The sequence below is a fragment of the Bradyrhizobium sp. LA2.1 genome (assembly GCF_040547725.1).
Lineage (GTDB): Bacteria > Pseudomonadota > Alphaproteobacteria > Rhizobiales > Xanthobacteraceae > Bradyrhizobium > Bradyrhizobium barranii.
The window spans coordinates 661,849-678,189 of the sequence record NZ_JBEPQI010000001.1 but is presented as its reverse complement, the minus strand read 5'-3'; the positions used below and the strand labels follow the sequence as shown (position 1 = coordinate 678,189).

The 16,341-nt window shown below is 64.4% G+C and carries 14 protein-coding genes; all 14 read right to left on the bottom strand.

All coding sequences use genetic code 11. The annotated features are described in order from the left end of the window. Positions 1-91 precede the first annotated feature (91 nt). The 14 genes from ABIB95_RS02885 to ABIB95_RS02820 all read right to left on the bottom strand — a co-directional run bounded on the left by ABIB95_RS02885 (position 92) and on the right by ABIB95_RS02820 (position 16,217). Positions 92-2,422: a PAS domain-containing sensor histidine kinase gene (locus tag ABIB95_RS02885; protein ID WP_354237836.1), complete on the bottom strand. Its 2,331-nt coding sequence runs from the start codon at positions 2,420-2,422 to the stop codon at positions 92-94. A gap of 228 nt (positions 2,423-2,650) precedes the next feature. Continuing rightward, the gene (locus ABIB95_RS02880; protein ID WP_354237835.1) at positions 2,651-4,024 is read right to left on the bottom strand and encodes a cation-efflux pump; all 1,374 of its coding nucleotides are present in this window, start codon (positions 4,022-4,024) and stop codon (positions 2,651-2,653) included. Positions 4,025-4,280: 256 nt separating this feature from the next. Further along, complete coding sequence (locus ABIB95_RS02875) at positions 4,281-5,249, bottom strand: quinone oxidoreductase family protein (protein ID WP_354237834.1); 969 nt, start codon at positions 5,247-5,249, stop codon at positions 4,281-4,283. A gap of 25 nt (positions 5,250-5,274) precedes the next feature. Next, positions 5,275-6,270 carry an NAD(P)H-dependent flavin oxidoreductase gene (locus ABIB95_RS02870; protein ID WP_354237833.1) on the bottom strand — a complete coding sequence of 332 codons (996 nt, stop codon included), beginning with the start codon at positions 6,268-6,270 and terminating at the stop codon, positions 5,275-5,277. 270 nt (positions 6,271-6,540) lie between these two features. Next, positions 6,541-7,101, bottom strand: a complete 561-nt coding sequence (locus ABIB95_RS02865) for a hypothetical protein (protein WP_166098330.1) — start codon at positions 7,099-7,101, stop codon at positions 6,541-6,543. A 184-nt stretch (positions 7,102-7,285) separates the two neighbouring features. Next, the gene (locus ABIB95_RS02860) at positions 7,286-7,936 is read right to left on the bottom strand and encodes a hypothetical protein (RefSeq protein WP_354237832.1); all 651 of its coding nucleotides are present in this window, start codon (positions 7,934-7,936) and stop codon (positions 7,286-7,288) included. A 60-nt stretch (positions 7,937-7,996) separates the two neighbouring features. After that, the gene (locus tag ABIB95_RS02855; protein ID WP_063984531.1) at positions 7,997-8,200 is read right to left on the bottom strand and encodes a hypothetical protein; all 204 of its coding nucleotides are present in this window, start codon (positions 8,198-8,200) and stop codon (positions 7,997-7,999) included. A 222-nt stretch (positions 8,201-8,422) separates the two neighbouring features. Further along, positions 8,423-9,829: a coiled-coil domain-containing protein gene (locus tag ABIB95_RS02850; protein WP_354237831.1), complete on the bottom strand. Its 1,407-nt coding sequence runs from the start codon at positions 9,827-9,829 to the stop codon at positions 8,423-8,425. Between the two features lie 615 nt (positions 9,830-10,444). Then, on the bottom strand, positions 10,445-11,218 hold the full coding sequence (locus ABIB95_RS02845; protein WP_354237830.1) for a fumarylacetoacetate hydrolase family protein: 774 nt from the start codon (positions 11,216-11,218) through the stop codon (positions 10,445-10,447). Between the two features lie 11 nt (positions 11,219-11,229). After that, positions 11,230-12,249 carry a 2-dehydropantoate 2-reductase gene (locus ABIB95_RS02840; protein ID WP_063984530.1) on the bottom strand — a complete coding sequence of 340 codons (1,020 nt, stop codon included), beginning with the start codon at positions 12,247-12,249 and terminating at the stop codon, positions 11,230-11,232. A gap of 98 nt (positions 12,250-12,347) precedes the next feature. Next, positions 12,348-12,776, bottom strand: a complete 429-nt coding sequence (locus ABIB95_RS02835) for a CBS domain-containing protein (protein ID WP_063984529.1) — start codon at positions 12,774-12,776, stop codon at positions 12,348-12,350. A gap of 179 nt (positions 12,777-12,955) precedes the next feature. Further along, positions 12,956-14,278, bottom strand: coding sequence for an oxalate/formate MFS antiporter (oxlT, locus tag ABIB95_RS02830; RefSeq protein WP_354237829.1), 1,323 nt, complete (start codon positions 14,276-14,278; stop codon positions 12,956-12,958). 263 nt (positions 14,279-14,541) lie between these two features. Then, a complete protein-coding gene (gene oxlT / locus ABIB95_RS02825; protein WP_071915554.1) occupies positions 14,542-15,834 on the bottom strand; it encodes an oxalate/formate MFS antiporter in 1,293 nt (430 codons plus the stop codon). A gap of 245 nt (positions 15,835-16,079) precedes the next feature. Continuing rightward, entirely contained in the window at positions 16,080-16,217 is a 138-nt protein-coding gene (locus tag ABIB95_RS02820) for a hypothetical protein (RefSeq protein ID WP_166098301.1), read from the bottom strand. Positions 16,218-16,341: the final 124 nt, after the last annotated feature.

The following is a 16,341-nucleotide window of genomic DNA, read 5'->3' as shown; positions in this document are numbered from 1 at the left end:
GCGCCTCTCGAATCATCTCAAAGTCGTTCTCGCAAAACAACTTTCGCTGATTCGGCGCCTCGATGCGCTCGATCCGTGTGAGATATCCGGGCTAGGCCGCAGCCGACATCCCGGACGCCGCCTTGATCGCATCGCGCGGCAGGGTCACGCGGACGACGGTGCCCACCTCGATCTTCGAGCGCAGCCGCATCGAGCCGCCGTGGAGCTGCGCCAGCGAGCGCGCGATCGCAAGTCCAAGTCCGGAGCCGTGATAGGTCTTGGTGAGCTGGCTCTCGACCTGCTCGAACGGGCGGCCGAGCCGTGCCAGCGAATGCGGCGCGATCCCGATGCCGGTGTCGGCGATCAACAGCACGATCTTGTCGTCGAGCTGCCGACTGCGCACCACGATGCGTCCGCCGTCGGGCGTGAACTTCACCGCATTGGAGAGCAGGTTGACGATGATCTGCTTGGTCGCGCGGCGGTCGGCAACGACCGAGATCGATTTCTCGATCCCGGCGTCGAGCGTCAGATGCTTGTCTTGTGCGCGGCCGGAGACGACACGGAGGGACTCCGCGAGCGTCTGTCCGAGGTCGAGCTCTTCCATGTCGAGCTTCATGCGGCCGGCTTCGATCTTGGACATGTCGAGGATGTCGTTGATGACTTCGAGCAGGTAATGGCCGCTGGTCAGGATGTCCTGGCAGTATTCCTGGTACTTCTCCGAGCCGAGCTCGCCGAACATGCCCGAGCCCATGATCTCGGAGAAGCCGATGATGGCGTTCAGCGGCGTGCGCAGCTCGTGGCTCATATTGGCGAGGAATTTCGATTTGGTCTGGTTGGCTTCCTCGGCGCGGGTCTTCTCGCGCTGGTACTTCTCGGCGAGGTCGGCGAGCTCGTTGGTCTGGCGCTCGAGGGCGGCCTGGGAGCGCTTCAGGTCGATGACGGTGGCGCGCAGGCGCAGATCGTTGTCGACCAGCTTCTGCTCGTGCTCCTTGATGCGGGTGATGTCGGTGCCGACCGAGACGTAGCCGCCGTCCTTGGTGCGGCGCTCGCTGATGTGCAGCCAGCTGCCGTCGTCGAGCTGCGCCTCGAAGGTGCGTGCGCCCGGACCCTGGCTGGCCGTCTCGTTGTGGCGGGTGCGTACCTCCGGCATGCGGCCGACCTCGAGCACGGTCTCGTAGGAGGTGCCGGGGATGACGGCGCTGTCGGGCAGCTTGTGCAGGCGCTGGAAGTGCGAGTTGCAGAGCACGAGGCGGTCGCTCGCGTCCCACAGCACGAAGGCCTCCGGAATGGTCTCGATGGCGTCGCGCAGGCGGAGGTCGGCTTCGACGGTGCGTTCAGCGAGGCTCTTCTGCTCGGTGATGTCGACGGCGATCCCGATCAGGTGCACGCTGGAATCGGTCGCCCCGTGCGTCTTCTCGCAGCGGACGCGGAGCCAGATCCAGTGACCGTCGACGTGCTGCATGCGGAAGGTCTGGTCGATATGGTCGATCTTCCCGGAGATGAGCTGGTCGGCGATCTCGAACAGGTCGATGTCGTCGGACTTCACCAGCGCGTTGACCTCGCCGAAGGTGAGGAGCTCGTTACGACCGTCGAGGCCGAGCATCGAAAACATCGACTGCGACCAGAAGATACGGCCGCGCGACAGATCCCAGTCCCACAGGCCGCAGCGGCCGCGGTTGAGCGCGGTGTCGATGCGGCCGCGCACGGCGTCGTTGATGAGGTCGCCCTCGCGGGCGCGGGTGGACTGCCAGTGGAAGGCGAAGCCGAGGATCAGGACGACGAAGCCGGTGGTCGCCGACAGCGTCACCGAGAGCGCGGCGTCCGAGCCCCAGATCGGCTCGTTGCGCTCCTGGATCACGGTGACGAGGCCCGGCAGCGACTTGATCTGCCGCGAGGTCGCCATCGCGGCGTTGCCGCTCGGCAGCGTCATGTCGGAGACGTTGCTGTCGCGCGGCGGCGCCGCGACCAGTTGCGCCGTGGTGATCGCATCGAGCAGGCGGTCGTTGCCTGAGGGGTCGCGGTCGATCGGAATGCGGGCGAGGATGCGGCGATCGACGCCGGCCGAGGTGACGACGACGTGGCGGCCGGAGGCCGTGCCCCAGGACGGGATGAGATCGGGCAGCAGCGTCGGCAGGTTCTCGATGTTCTTGAGCCGCTCCTGCCGCGACGAGGTCAGGCGATCGATCCGCTCAGCGAGCAGGTCGGCCAGCGCCGAGATGTCGTGGCGGAGCACCTGCCGCTTCTGGCGCGTCTGATCGACGACCTGCACGAACGCGCCGAGACAGATCGTGACCAGGAACGCGATGATCAGCGTCGGCACGGCGCGGCGCAGCGCCGGCTCCGCGATCAGGAGCCGATGGTAGGCAGGTTTCGCGATCGATTGCGCCAATCCCTTGATCGAATCGGATTGGACGCGCACGTTCGCGGCGTCTGCACGCGACATGCCTTCTGCCCCCTGGAAAACCTGCTTGCAACTTGAGTTCGGAAGCAGCCCCACATCGCTTCCGAATCAAGCCTGATTTGAATCCAGTTTTCGCAGGCTGTCGAGAGTCAACGAATCGTTAACGCGAATTTATTCTTATCCAACGCGCAGTTCGCGCGTTTTGCGTCCGCAAACTTACGTGCGTGGCGAGTCCGAAACGAGAACGTGTGACTCCCCGCACATTTCGCGTCACGCCCGCGGCGGCTCGGCGTGGCTGATCACGCGCTTCACGCTCGGGAACGCGCGGCGCAGCGCGCGCTCGATCGCGTCGACATGCTCGTGCACCTTGATCACGCTCATCGAGGGCGTGGCACGGCAGTGGAAGTTGACGATCTCGCCGGCGTCGGTGTTGCGGACACGCACATTGTGGATGTCGTAGATCTCGCCGCCGGCGGCATATTCCGTCAGGGCGGAGGCGATGGCCCGCACCCGTTCCGGCACGGCATCGACCCCGAACGGCAGTTCCGGTTCCAATGGTTCGATATGGACGTCCACCTCGACGTCGGCGCCGAACTCCTCCTGGATGCTGCGCTCCAGCGTGTTGGCGATGTCATGGGCGGCGTCGAGCTGCATCCCGGCGTCGACCTCGAGGTCGATGCCGACGATCAGCTTGGCGCCTAGGTCGTGCACCGTGACGTGGTGGATGGCGAGGCCGGAATTGTGTGCGATGACCATGATCCGGTCGCGCACGGTCTCGTTGTCGCGCGCGACGGGGACGGCGGTGAAGGTAAGGTCGGCGTCGCCGAATGCCTTGTCGACCGCCGCCTGCGCCTTGCGCTTGATCTCCTCGACGCGGTCGATCGGATAGGTTCGCGGCACCTTCGCGATGGTGTCGATGAACGTGGTCGCCCCCACCATGCGCAGCCGCAGCCGCTCGACGTCGATCACGCCGGGCACGCCAAGGATCGCGGCCGTGGCCTTCTCCTGCGCGCCCTCGGGGGCGCGATCGACCAGCGTCTGCACGGTCGAGCCGGCCATGCGCAGGCCGAGCAGGGCGATCATCACGGCGACGGCGGCGGCCGCCGCGGCGTCGCCCCACCAGAAGCCGAGGGCGGCCAGGATCAGGCCGATGATCACGGCGAACGAGCCGAGTACGTCGGAGGCGAAATGCAGCGCGTCCGCCGCGAGCGCCTGGCTGCGCGTTTCCCGTGCAGCGCGGTGCAGGGCGCGGGCACGCCACAAGTTCACGACGATGTCGATCACAAGCACCACGAACGGTACGGCCGAGATGGTCGGCGGCGGGGTTCCCTCGCGCAGGCGGCTGTAGGATTCGACCAGGATGCCTCCGGCCAGCACGTAGAGCAGGGCGGTGACACCGAGCGCGGAGATGCTCTCCAGCTTGCCGTGGCCGTAATGGTGCTCTTCGTCGGCCGGCTTGTCGGACACCCGCACCACCGCCCAGGTGATGATGGTCGCGACCAGGTCGATCGAGGAATGCAGGGCCTCGGAAATCAGCGCCAGCGAGCCGATCGCGATCCCGACCGCGAACTTGGCCGCCGCCATGCCGCCGCTGGCGAAGATCGAGATTGCGGCGACCGAGGTCTTGTTGTGCTGTGCGCTCATGGCCGGGGATTTAGCAGCCTAGGGCTGAACATCAAGCGACGATCCACAGCTGTAGTCGCGAGTGAGTTGCAGGAGCGAAACTATTGCGAATGCTTCCGAATTGAATGCTCGCTTATGCCACCGGCTCAGTCTCGTAGGGTGGGCAAAGGCGCGTAGCGCCGTGCCCACCAACAAGTGTCTCCTGATCAACCGCTGTGGTGGGCACGCTTCGCTTTGCCCACCCTACGAGACCGCGCGCTCGTCGCCCGGCCAGGGATCACAGCGTCACGACGATCTTCCCCAGATGCTTGTTCGCCTCCATGTGCTCGAACGCCTTGTCGATGTCGGCGAAGGCATAGACCTTGTCGATCGGCAGCTGCAGCTTGCGTGACTCGACCGCGCCCCAGATGTCCTTGCGGACCTCGTCGAAGATCTCGCGGACCTCCTCGATGGTGCGGGTGCGGAAGGTGACGCCGACATAGTCGATCCGGCGTGCGGCATGCAGGTCGAAATTGAAGTCGGCATGGGTGCCGCCGAGCCGGCCGACATTGACGATGCGGCCCTTGACCTTGGTGGCGGCGAGGTTCTGGCTCGCGACCTTGCCCGAGACCTGGTCGACGATGAGGTCGACGCCTTCGCCGTTCGTCGCCTTCAGCACCTCGTCCACCCATTTGGGGTCGGAGGAGTCGACGGCGAGGTCGGCGCCATACTCCCTAAGCCGGCCGCGGCGATAGGGATCGGTCGATGAGCCGATCACGAGCTTGGCGCCCTTGAGCCGCGCGATCTGCATCGCCATCAGGCCGACGCCGGAGCTCGCCCCCTGGATCAGCACGGCTTGCCCAGGCTGTACGCCGCCGACGGTGACGACCGCGTTGTGCATGGTCGCGAGCGCGACGGGCAGGGTGGCGGCTTCCTCGAAGTTCATGTTCGAGGGCGCGCGGAACAGCCGGCCGTGATCGGCCAGGGTGTATTCGGCAAACGCCGCGCCGCCCGAGCCCATGATGCGGTCGCCGACCTTCACGTCCTTGGCATCCGGTCCGAGCTCGGCGACCTCGCCGGCCCATTCCATGCCGAGCACGGTGCCGGCACCGCCGGCGGCGCCATGGGCGTGGCCCTTGCGCATGCCGGTGTCGGCGCGGTTCAGCCCGCAGGCGCGGACGCGGACCAGCACCTCCGTGCCCTTAGGCGTTGGTTGAGCGACGTCGGAAATCTGAGCGCCGTCAGGGCCGTAGACATAAGCCTTCATGAATTACTCTCGCTTCTTGCAGTGATTATTCAGCGGCTTGTGCGCTCGGATGAGCGATCATGCCTTCGAGCCGGCTGCGAATGATGGCTTCGGCCTCGCGCACGATGCGCGAGACGAGCTCGGCGCAGCTCGGGATGTCCTGGATCAGGCCCTGCACCTGGCCCGCCGACCAGATGCCTTCGTCCGAATTGCCGGTCGCATAGACCATCTTACCACGGGCGCCCGCAACCAGCTCGCGGATGTCCTCGAACTTCGCGCCTTCCTTCTCCATGGCGACGACCTTGGTCGAGATGTCGTTTTTGGCAACGCGCGAGGTGTTGCGCATGGTGCGGAAGATCAGCTCGGTCTCGCGCTCGTCATTGGCGACGATCTTCTCCTTGATGAGCTGGTGGATCGGGCTTTCCTTGGTGGCCATGAAGCGGGTGCCCATGTTGATGCCCTCGGCGCCGAGCGCCAGGGCGGCGACGAGGCCGCGGGCATCGGCAAAGCCGCCCGAGGCGATCATCGGGATCTTGATCTTGTTGGCGGCGGCCGGGATCAGGATCAGGCCGGGGGTGTCGTCCTCGCCGGGGTGGCCGGCGCATTCGAACCCGTCGATCGAGATGGCGTCGACGCCCATGCGCTCGGCCGAGAGCGCGTGGCGGACGCTGGTGCATTTGTGCACGACCTTGACGCCGTGCCTCCTGAACTCGTCGACATGCTCCTGCGGCTTGTTGCCGGCGGTCTCGACCACGGTGATGCCGGCCTCGATGATGGCGGCGCGGTATTCGGCGTAGGGCGGCGGCTTGATCGCGGGCAGGATGGTGAGGTTGACGCCAAAGGGCTTGTCGGTGAGGTCGCGGCAGCGCGCGATCTCCTTGGTCAGGTCTTCCGGGGTCGGCTGGGTCAGCGCCGTGATGAAGCCGAGCGCGCCCGCGTTCGCGACCGCGGCGACCAGCTCGGCGCGTCCGACCCATTGCATGCCGCCCTGGACGATCGGGTGCTCGACGCCGACGAGCTTTGTGAACCGTGTCTGCAGCATGATCTGTTTCCCCCGCCTCGCGTGGCACTCTGTTATCGGTTGATGGCGGCAGGATGCCGCCGGGGTCGGGAAATGTCTATTGCGCCGCCGTGCGGTGGGGGCGGGGCGATCATGCGAGGCGTGAGGGGATTCCGTGGGGGGATAATTTTGGTGCGGGGCGCTTGGCGTATTCTCCCGCCGTCGTCCTGGCCAAAAGGGGCGACGGCGGAGAGGTAGCAAGGGTGCTGCTCTAAGGGGGCCGGGAAGGCCGAGCGCCAACTGGGTCCCGCGTCAACCTTGGCCACGAAGCCGCAGGAGTCGCGATGGAATATACTCGACGTCGATGCTGATGCCGTCTCCGCTCAGAGGGTTCGCGGTGTAGACGACGGAGACAGACAGTTCGAATTGGCTGACAATCGTCAAGATAGCGATGGTGAGCGCGGTGTCTCCGCTCGGGGCCGCGCCCAGCAGCATCTCTGCGATACGGCAGCAATCATCCATCGTCGCCCCCAACGGAGGAAGCTTGATGACCTCTACCTGACGTGCAGCGAACGTGGTCGGGTCGGCGACGTCGGGTTCACGCGCAACAACAGCGCCCGAGTTGATCAAGGGCACGACGAACTTCAGAACCGGTGCCGTCACCAGGTTGAGATTTTGAATGTTGACCTCGGTCGCATACACGCCCGGCCGCGCGCCGGCGACACAACAGCAGCTTGCCTCGGATTGCTTGCCGCATACGATCTTCGCGCTGTATGCGAAGAGGCCCTCGGCTGCGGCCGGTATCGCGCCGAGCTTTTCGAGAAATGGATGCTTCAACCGGTCAGCACTTGAGCCCGTCTGATTGTTAGCCATCTCGACCTCCGTGAAGGTTTGTGGAACGGATGAGCGGCACCTGGGCGCGTTGCTTATAGTCCTCGGTCTTGCCTCGGTTGAGTTTTGATTACGCTACGCCAGACGCTTTCCCGCAGCGCCTGCTCACCACCTACAATAGCACTGTCGAGGAATGCTCGCCAATCATGTCAAAGGCGAATAACGGCTACTCCGCCGACAGCCGCACCATCTGGCGGCCGCCGTTCATTTCCTTGAGGCTGTTGACGAATTTTTCCGGGCGCTGCCAGCGGTAGGGGACCTGCAGGCCCATGAACTCGGCGATGTCGCCGATGAAGCCGGTGCAGTTGGTGGTCTCAGCGTTCCAGACCGGCGAGCTCGCCTGCAATTTCTTGATATAGGCGAAGACGCGCTTGGCGTCGGCTTCGCTCAGATAGACGCGGTAGTTCGCGGTCAGATAGTCCGGATCGAGATCGCCGTAGCTCGCGCCGGTTTCGGCTGGCACCCAGGTGAGGTGACCGAGCACATAGGCCCAAGTGTCGCCGGCGGGCGTGAGGCCCGCGACTTCGACGGCGCGCTCGCTGGTCTTGCCGTACCAGACGAACGCATGGCCCCAGCTCGCCGCCGTCCGCGCGCGGAAGTCGACGTAGTAGGGACCTTTCTCTGCGCGTGCGACGGAGCGCCGCGTCGATTGCGGCGCCGGTCGTGATGCGGCGTCGGCCGTAGCAAGCGCATTGGCGTCGGCAACGCGCTTGTTCGCTTCGTGGGCCGAGGCCGAGGGGGTGGTGCAGGCGAGCATCGCCGCGAGAGCGAATCCCGCGAGGATGCAGGATCCCGATCGATCAGATGTGTTCGTCACGTTGTGCCCCTCGACTACCGGCCGCTTACGCAGATGTCTTGCGCGTATTTCCGTTACGCGTCAGTAGCGCGCAGCGACCGGGCCGGGCGCCTTGCCGATCGGGGCCTTTCCAATCGGGCTCTTGCCAATCGGCATCTTGCCGATCGGCGCCTGCTCCGCAGGATAGACGGGAACGGGCTGGCGACGCGGCAGATCCGCAGCGTTCGCAGCCGTCACCAGAGCAAGCGTCGCACCCAGAGCAATTACAATTTTCTTCACAGTCATACCCCTAGAAGGTTTGGTCCAAACACGGCACGGCCGTGCCCCCAGACACGCCTCATAGAAGGCGGCCGAATGCGTCCAAGTTGCGGCACCCGCGGGACATGTTGGCGGCATTGATCGGGTGTACAGGGATGTGATGTGTCTGGATGTTTCGGAGTGCGCGGCCTGGTCGGTAGGATGGGTTTCGCTGCGCTCTACCCATCCTACGCAGCTGCTACGCGTCTCTCACCCGATCCTGTTCAAGCTGTTCCGGATCGTCGAGAAGATGCCGCCGATGTCCTTGCGCAGGGCATCAAGCGCGTTGAAATTGTCGAAGATGCGGGCGAGGCGGTCTTCGACCTCGCGCTTGCTCCTGGCGAGGGCATCGACGCGCGAGGCGAGGGTGACGTCGCCGTTCGCCTCGATCTCGCCGACGGTGTTCGCAAGAAGATCGCGGGTGGCGCCGACCTCGGCGATCATGGCCTCGATGCCGAACACCGGCGCCTTCAGCGGAACGAGGTCGGCCTGCGACTTCGACAGCTCCATCTTGAAGGCGTTCAGCGTCGCCAGCGTCTCCTGCAACACGCCGAGGCGCTGGCGCGACTGGAGGACGAAATCATTCAGCGCGTTCTGACGGTCGACGAGGGTCTTGCCGTCGGGGTCGGTTTCGACGTCGGCGAGCGAGCGTTCGAGCTGGGCCTGGCGCTGGCCGAGCTCCTCGAAATCGAGCCGGATCGCTTTCAGGATGTTGAAGCTGTCGTCGATGCGGGCGAGGCGCTGCGCGATCTCGATCTTGTTCTTCGAGAGCGTCTCGACGCGAGTGTCGAGCGGCGCCTCGCCGCCGGTCTCGAGCTCGTCGATGCTCTTGGCCAGGCGGTCATGGCTGAGGCCGAGCTCGCCGATCAGGGCATTGATGCCGGCGTCCGACGAGCGCAGCGGGATCAGCTCGGCATGGGATTTCGCCAGATCTTCCTTGTACTGGCTGAGGGTCACGAAAGTGTCCTGGACCGCGTTCACCCGTGACAGCAGCGCCGATACGTCGCGCGCAACATCTTTCAGGCGGTCGGCGAGGTTGTTCTTGCGGTCGTCGGTCTCGAGGTCGAGCAGGGAGCGTTCGAGCTGGTTCTGGCGGTCGCGGATCTCGGTGAAAACAGGCTCGACCGCGCGCCGCTGATCGGCGACCTTGCCCACCATCTCTCGCACCCCCTGCTGGCGTCGGCGGATCTCGGCGAGCTGGTCGTGCATGTCGGTGGATTCGTTGCGGCCCTGCTGGAGCAGGGCGCGCTGCTCAGTCTCGCCCAGCTTGTCATGGAGGGCGGAGACGGCCTCGCGGGGATCGCTTTCGATCAGGTGCTGGACGGTGGCGTCGAGGTGGTTTTGCAGGGCGTGGGCGACGACGACATCCTCGCGGGTCTTCTTGAGGCGGTCGCGCAGGGTATTGAGGCGGCGATCCTGACGCGAGAGCCGCCAGGCGGGGGCGCCGATCAGCGCCAGCCCGAGCGTCACGATCGCGCCGGTTGCGATACGCTGCGGCATAGGCAGGTCCGCAAACAGGGCAGACAAGTGCGCGACGTCATAACCAAACGCCTGTTGGGCGAGGATAGCGATGGCGGCTAGCAGGACAAACCAGGCAACCACGAAAAACAGCCACATCGTGACTTCCCCACCCGGGACACATTCTCGCCATAGTTGCTATTGGAGAGCGGAACCGAGATCAAGGGGCGGGCGGGGTTGCCAGATGTTTCCGGTCGCGCGATCCACTGCTGGTTGCGTCAGTCGATTGGCGGAGAGCAGGGTGCCAGGTTTTCCCGGGGAGCGGGGCAAGGCCTGTAAGCCCGGATGGAGCAAAGCGCAATCCGGGGTCTGCGCGCGCAGAAACGCCCGTCCCGGATTAGGCTTCGCTCCATCCGGGCTACGGCACTGCGTGGGCCCCTTTCGGGGAGGCTAGCAGCAGGCGTCGGCGCGAGCCGGCGAGCCTCGGGCTATCATTTCCCGAGGAAGTTCGTGCGCATCTTGTCGGCGAACCAGACCACGAAGATCGCAGCGAACGAAAGAGCGAAGTACAGAGCCGCCCAGAGAAGTGCATTACTGGCGTTCGACATGACATCCTCCCTTGCATCAGAAATCGATCTGTTGCCGGGAAGGATAGCGGCAGCCGCGACCGCCGATTTGCGCAGGATCAATTTTTGCCGGGCTGCGGCGCAAATGGCCGGCGAGCCTTCATTCCGGGCCCACGATGGATTTGCGGCCTAGGAATGACGCTGCGAGTTACAGCCGAAACTCGTTCGTGAGCTCGCCGATGCCGTCGATCGCGACGGTCACGGAATTCACCGGCTCCTTCATCACCCCGACGCCGACCGAGGTGCCGACGGCGATGAGGTCGCCGGGAAGCAGGGTCATGTCGTGGGAGATTTTGCTGACCAGCTCCTGCGCGGTGAAGATCATGTCCGAGATCGGATAGTTCTGCCGCTCCGCCCCGTTGAGGATGGTGCGCACGGTGAGCTTGGCCGGATCGAGGCCGGTTGCGATGACGGGGCCGAACGGGCCGTAATCATCGATGCCCTTGGCGCGGGCCCATTGCGGGAAGGTGGGATCGCTGGTCAGGATGTCGTTGGCGGTGATGTCGTTGACGCAGGTGTAGCCGAAGATGAAGCTGTCCGCTTCCGCCGGCGAGACCCGGGCACAGGTCCTGCCGATGACGATGCCGAGCTCGCCCTCATAGGTGGTCTTGCCGTCGTAATAAGAGGGGCGGCGGATCACGGCGCCCGGCGTCGTGATCGTGGTGGTCGCCTTCAGCAGATAGAGCGGCTCCGGCGGCTCGGGCTGGTTCAGCTTGGCGGCGAGCGCGTGGAAATTATTCCAGAGCGCGACGATCTTGCTGGGCGCGCAGGGCGCGAGCAGCTCGACCTCCGACAGCGCCAGCATCTTGCCGGTGGCTGCATGGCGGCCGAACATCTCGCCCTCATGCACGCTGATGCCTGATTGCGTCAGGGTGCCGAAGCCGGTCGCACCGCTATGGCGGTAGCGCAGCCACTGTTTCATCTCGCCCGCCATCACGCCACCGCCAGTGCACGGGGATCGGCAGGCGCGGAGACGCCGTCATAGAGGCCGGCGATGCGAGCACGCTGGGTCACCATCGCCAGCACCGAGTCGAGCGCGGGCGTGGCGATGCCGGTGAGGCGGCCCATCTCCTGCACCACGGTGACGAGCGGGTCGATCTCCATCGGACGGCCGCGCTCGAGATCCTGCAGCATCGAGGTCTTGTGCGCGCCGACCTTGCGGGCGCCCTCGATGCGGCGCTCGACGTCGACGCGGAATTTGACGCCAAACGTCTCGGCGATGCCTTGCGTTTCCACCATGATCGCGCGCGACAGCGCACGCGTGGAGGGATCGGTGCAGATCACGTCGAGCGTTGCATGGGTCAGTGCGCTGATCGGGTTGAAGCAGACATTGCCCCAGAGTTTCAGCCAGATCTCGTCGCGGATGCGGTCGAGCACCGGCGCTTTCAGCCCGGCGGCGACGAAGAGATCGGCGAGGCGCTGCACGTCCGAGGTGATTTCGCCGGAAGGCTCGCCGAGCGGGAAATTGTTGCCGTAGACGTGGCGGATCACGCCGGGCGCTTCGATCTCGGTGGCGGGATAGACTATGCAGCCGATGGCGCGCTCGGCGCCGATCTCGCGCCACTGCCGTCCGCCGGGGTCGATGCTCTCCAGCGTCGAATTCTCGTATTGGCCGCCGTGCTTGTAGAAATACCAATAGGGGATGCCGTTGACGGCGGTGACGATGCGGGTGTGCGGCCCGAGCAGCGGCTGCATCTTCTCGATCACGCCGGTGATCGAATGCGCCTTCAGCGTGATGATGATGTAGTCCTGCACGCCGAGTTCGGCGGGATCGTCGGTGCAGCGCGGATGCACGGTGTGCTTCTCCTCGCCCGCGAGCAGGGTCAGCCCGCGCTCGCGCATCGCGGCAAGGTGGGCGCCGCGCGCGACCAGGCTGACGTCGGCGCCAGCGCGTGCGAGCTGAACCCCGAGATATCCGCCGATCGCGCCGGCGCCGTAGATGCAGATCTTCATGAAATCCTCGCGGGTGTCCGGAATTTTGGGACGAAAGATCCGGTCCGGCTCGGAGAGGTCCGAGCCGGGGCCGGTAGTCGCAGGGGAAGTGTGACGCTTTAAGCTGCTGCTTGCGGCGAGCCGTTGATCGCTTCGTCAACGGCAGCTGCGATGTCGCGCATGCTGATGACGGAGACGAGGCTGTAATCGTCGATGACCGGCAGGTGACGGATGTGATTGCGGTTCATCAGATGCCGGACGTGCTCGATCGTGTCTGAGGAGCTGCAGGATACGAGCTGCTGCACCGACACGAGCTGCGAGACTTTGACGTTGATGGCGTTGGCACCATGCTCGGCGACGGCGCGCACCACGTCACGCTCGGTGAACATGCCGACCGCGGTGTTGCCTTCTGAACGGACCACGTCCTTGACCACCAGCGCGCTGATGTTGTTGGCGCGCATCAGCTTGGCGGCGATACCCACCGTTTCGTTCATTCGCACCGTGACAACGCGCGGTGTCTTTTTGCGCAGAATGTCTCCGACCAGCATTGCAACCTCCCTAGGTGAATGACAGGGGAAGTGTGGTATACATAATGCCAATCGTCAAGCATTCGATTTGGCTGATCCGAAAATTCTTGCGGCAGTAATACTGACGTTTGTCATCGTGCCAAAACGGAAAAGGGGCGCATCGCTGCGCCCCTTTCGACCGATTGAAAGGCGTGTGGTCGCTACGCTGTCTCGGTCTTGGCGTTGCCGGTCGCGGCGTTGGCGCTCTCGGCTTCCTTGCCGAGGATGAAGGAGCGGCGCAGCGGCTTGATCACGAACAGCGCCGTGAGCGCCGCCGTCGCGTTCAGCGCCACTGCGACCACGAACACGGCCTTCCAGCCGTACGTTGCCGAGATCACGCTCGCGAGCGGGACGAGCAGGGATGCCGTGCCTTTCGCGGTGTAGAGCATGCCGTTGTTGGTGGTTGCGTATTTCGAACCGAACGTGTCGCCGCAGGTGGCGGGGAACAGCGAGTAGATCTCGCCGAACACGCCGAAGTACACCGCGGTCGCGAGCACGAACACGATCGGTATGTTTCCATAGGCCGACAGCGTCAGCAGCATTACCGCCGCGGTGCCGAACGCGATGAACATGGTGTGCTCGCGGCCGATCGTGTCGGAGACCCAGCCGAAGAAGGGACGTCCGAAACCGTCGAAGATGCGGTCGAGCGAGATCGCGAACGTCAATGCCGCCATCTGGAAGCCCGCGAGCGTCACCGGCGTGTCGGCGATCTTGAAGTCGTGCGCGATGGGGCCGATCTGTGCCGCGGTCATCAGGCCGCCGGAGGCGACCATGACGAAAACGAGATACATCACCCAGAAAATAGGGGTGCGCAGCACCTGCGGTGGGGTGAAGTCGATCTTCGTCTGCGGCAGATTGAGCTGCTTCTTCTTCGGCGGGATCGAGATCCGCGGCGGCTGGATGAAGAAGGCGAGCACGAACACGATCAGGCCCTGGCCGATGCCGAAGGTGAGGAACGCGTGCTGGTAGCCGCTCGTTACGATCATGGTCGCGATCGGCACAATGGTGAGCGCGGCGCCCGCGCCGAAGCCGGCAGCGGTCGCACCGGCGGCGAGACCGCGGCGATCGGGGAACCATTTCAGCGCGTTGCCGACGCAGGTGCCGTACACCGCGCCGGCGCCCATGCCGCCGACGACCGCGGCGGCGTAAAGCAGGGCGAGCGAGTCAGCGTAGGAGTTGAGCACCCAGGACAGAGCGATCATGACGCCGCCGAACATGATGACGATGCGCGGACCGTATTTGTCGACGAACCAGGCCTCGATCGGCACCAGCCAGGTCTCGGTGACGACGAAGATGGTGAAAGCGAGCTGGATCGCCGCGCGGCCCCAATGATACTTGGCGTCAATCGGATCGACGAACAACGTCCAGCCGTATTGCAGATTGGCGATCATCGCCATGCAGACGATGCCCATGGCGAGTTGGAACCAACGGAAACCGGTGCGAAGAGGCGCAGCTGTGACGGCGCCGTCCGTGCTGGAAATCATCAATAACCTCCCAACGCGCCTGATTGAATGCGACCTGGGATTGCAAGATGACCCAGTGTCGCAAATATTGTGGCTTATCGTCGCAAGCGCGGCGGGGACATTGGTATACCATATTCCAGAAGGCAAGCCCAATCTTGTGACGCAGCGCAAGAAAAGTGCGCGGTTCCCTTCACGTCAGCGGTAGCAAAGGCGGGTTCTGCAAAAACGAAAACGCCCGGCCGTGAGGCCGGGCGTCGTGCTTGGTTTAGATGTGGTGGCGCGCGTCAGGCGGCGGCGGTCGATTTCGCGACCACGACCTTGCGCCAGGGCTTGAGCACCATGATCGCCAGCAGCGAAGCCAGGATGTTGGCGCCGGCCGCGATGATGAACACGCTGTCCCACGTGCCCGACGATTGCTGCATGTAGTTGGCGATCGGGACAAGCAGCGCGGCGGTGCCCTTTGCGGTGTAGAGCAGGCCCGCATTGGTGGTCGCGAACTTGGCGCCGAACGTGTCGGTGCAGGTCGAGGGGAACAGCGAGTAGATCTCGCCCCAGGCGAAGAACACGAAGCCCGACAGCAACACGAACCAGAGCGGGTCGTGTCCCCAGAGGTAGAGCATCCAGATGCCGAACCCTTCCATGCCGAAGGCGATGAACATCGTGTTCTCGCGGCCGATCATGTCGGAGATCCAGCCGAAGAACGGACGCGTCAGACCGTTGAGCACGCGGTCAATCGTGGCTGCGAACGTCACCGCGGTCATCGTCACCGCCATCAGCGTCACCGGAACGCTGTCGACCTTCCAGTCGACTGCGATCGGCTTCAGGTTCGCCGTCACCATCAGGCCGCCGGCGCCGACGATCACGAACATGAAGTACATCAGCCAGAAGATCGGCTGGCGCAGCACTTCGGTTGGCTGATAGTTGCGGCGGGTCTGTTGCAACGCAGCGTTCTGCACAACGGGAGGCACCTGTCCGGCCTTCGGCGCGTAGAGGAAGAAGGCGAGGATGCAGATGATGATGCCCTGGCCGAGCCCGAAATACAGGAAGGTGGTCTGGAATCCGCTGTCCTTGATCATGGCCTGAATCGGCGCAACCGTGAGCGCGGAGCCCGCGCCGAAACCGGCCGCCGTGATGCCGGCAGCAAGACCGCGCTTGTCGGGAAACCATTTCAGCGCATTGCCGACGCAGGTGCCGTAGACGCCGCCGGCGCCGATGCCCGCGATGATCATGCCGAGATAGAAGCCGTTGAGCGTGGTGGCTTGCGCGTTGATCGCCCAACCGATGGCGCAGAGCACGCCGCCGACGAGCACGACGATGCGCGGGCCGTATTTGTCGACGAACCATCCTTCGACCGGCACCAGCCATGTCTCGAACAGCACGAAGAGCGTAAAGGCCCATTGGATCGAGGCGCGATCCCAGCCGAACTTTTTCTGGATGTCGGGGACGAAGAACGTCCAGCCGTATTGATAATTGGCGATCATCACCATCGCCGCTACACCGACCGCCAATTGCGTCCAGCGATACGTGTCGCTAACCCGCGCGGCGGTTGGAACCGTTGCCTGCACCATGTCCGTCATAAAGCCTCCCGTGGCGCCTCTAATTTTTCTGCGAGCGCTGGAGGGGCATTCTTGTATTCATTATGCCAAGGTTCAAGCGCTGGTCCGATCACCGTGCGCAAATGCCGCAGGACCTTCATCGGTTGCGGCTGTGACTCGGGACAACGCAAATAGAAATGGCCCCGTCCTGCGGGGCCATTCATCAAAAGTAGTATGTGGACGGTTCTGAAACCGGCGCGTCGCGCTTGCCGCGCGGGAGGCGCTGCTTACAGGCCGAAGCGGGGCAGGTCGCCGTTGTGATTCGAAATCTCGGCGCTCGCCATCAGGAAGCGATCGACCGCGGCCAGGAAGCGGGTGAACAGCGAGGCGGAGGGGGCGAGCGCGACGGAAGCGGTCTTGGACATCTGAATTCCCTTTCTCGAGACGGTCAGTGATGCTGTCTCATTTCGAAGGGCAATCTACGTATACCAGATGCCAGTGTCCATGCATGCCATTGCATAGCAGCATGCATGCTCCCGCATTGCAGCA

Excerpts from the sequence above, each read along its gene's own strand:
- ABIB95_RS02820 (WP_166098301.1), bottom strand. The coding sequence starts at position 16,217 with ATGTCCAAGACCGCTTCCGTCGCGCTCGCCCCCTCCGCCTCGCTGTTC.
- ABIB95_RS02855 (WP_063984531.1), bottom strand. The coding sequence starts at position 8,200 with ATGACTGTGAAGAAAATTGTAATTGCTCTGGGTGCGACGCTTGCTCTG.
- ABIB95_RS02865 (WP_166098330.1), bottom strand. The coding sequence starts at position 7,101 with ATGGCTAACAATCAGACGGGCTCAAGTGCTGACCGGTTGAAGCATCCA.
- ABIB95_RS02835 (WP_063984529.1), bottom strand. The coding sequence starts at position 12,776 with ATGCTGGTCGGAGACATTCTGCGCAAAAAGACACCGCGCGTTGTCACG.
- ABIB95_RS02845 (WP_354237830.1), bottom strand. The coding sequence starts at position 11,218 with ATGAAACAGTGGCTGCGCTACCGCCATAGCGGTGCGACCGGCTTCGGC.
- ABIB95_RS02840 (WP_063984530.1), bottom strand. The coding sequence starts at position 12,249 with ATGAAGATCTGCATCTACGGCGCCGGCGCGATCGGCGGATATCTCGGG.
- ABIB95_RS02880 (WP_354237835.1), bottom strand. The coding sequence starts at position 4,024 with ATGAGCGCACAGCACAACAAGACCTCGGTCGCCGCAATCTCGATCTTC.
- ABIB95_RS02875 (WP_354237834.1), bottom strand. The coding sequence starts at position 5,249 with ATGAAGGCTTATGTCTACGGCCCTGACGGCGCTCAGATTTCCGACGTC.
- oxlT (WP_354237829.1), bottom strand. The coding sequence starts at position 14,278 with ATGATTTCCAGCACGGACGGCGCCGTCACAGCTGCGCCTCTTCGCACC.
- ABIB95_RS02870 (WP_354237833.1), bottom strand. The coding sequence starts at position 6,270 with ATGCTGCAGACACGGTTCACAAAGCTCGTCGGCGTCGAGCACCCGATC.
- ABIB95_RS02885 (WP_354237836.1), bottom strand. The coding sequence starts at position 2,422 with ATGTCGCGTGCAGACGCCGCGAACGTGCGCGTCCAATCCGATTCGATC.
- ABIB95_RS02850 (WP_354237831.1), bottom strand. The coding sequence starts at position 9,829 with ATGTGGCTGTTTTTCGTGGTTGCCTGGTTTGTCCTGCTAGCCGCCATC.
- oxlT (WP_071915554.1), bottom strand. The coding sequence starts at position 15,834 with ATGACGGACATGGTGCAGGCAACGGTTCCAACCGCCGCGCGGGTTAGC.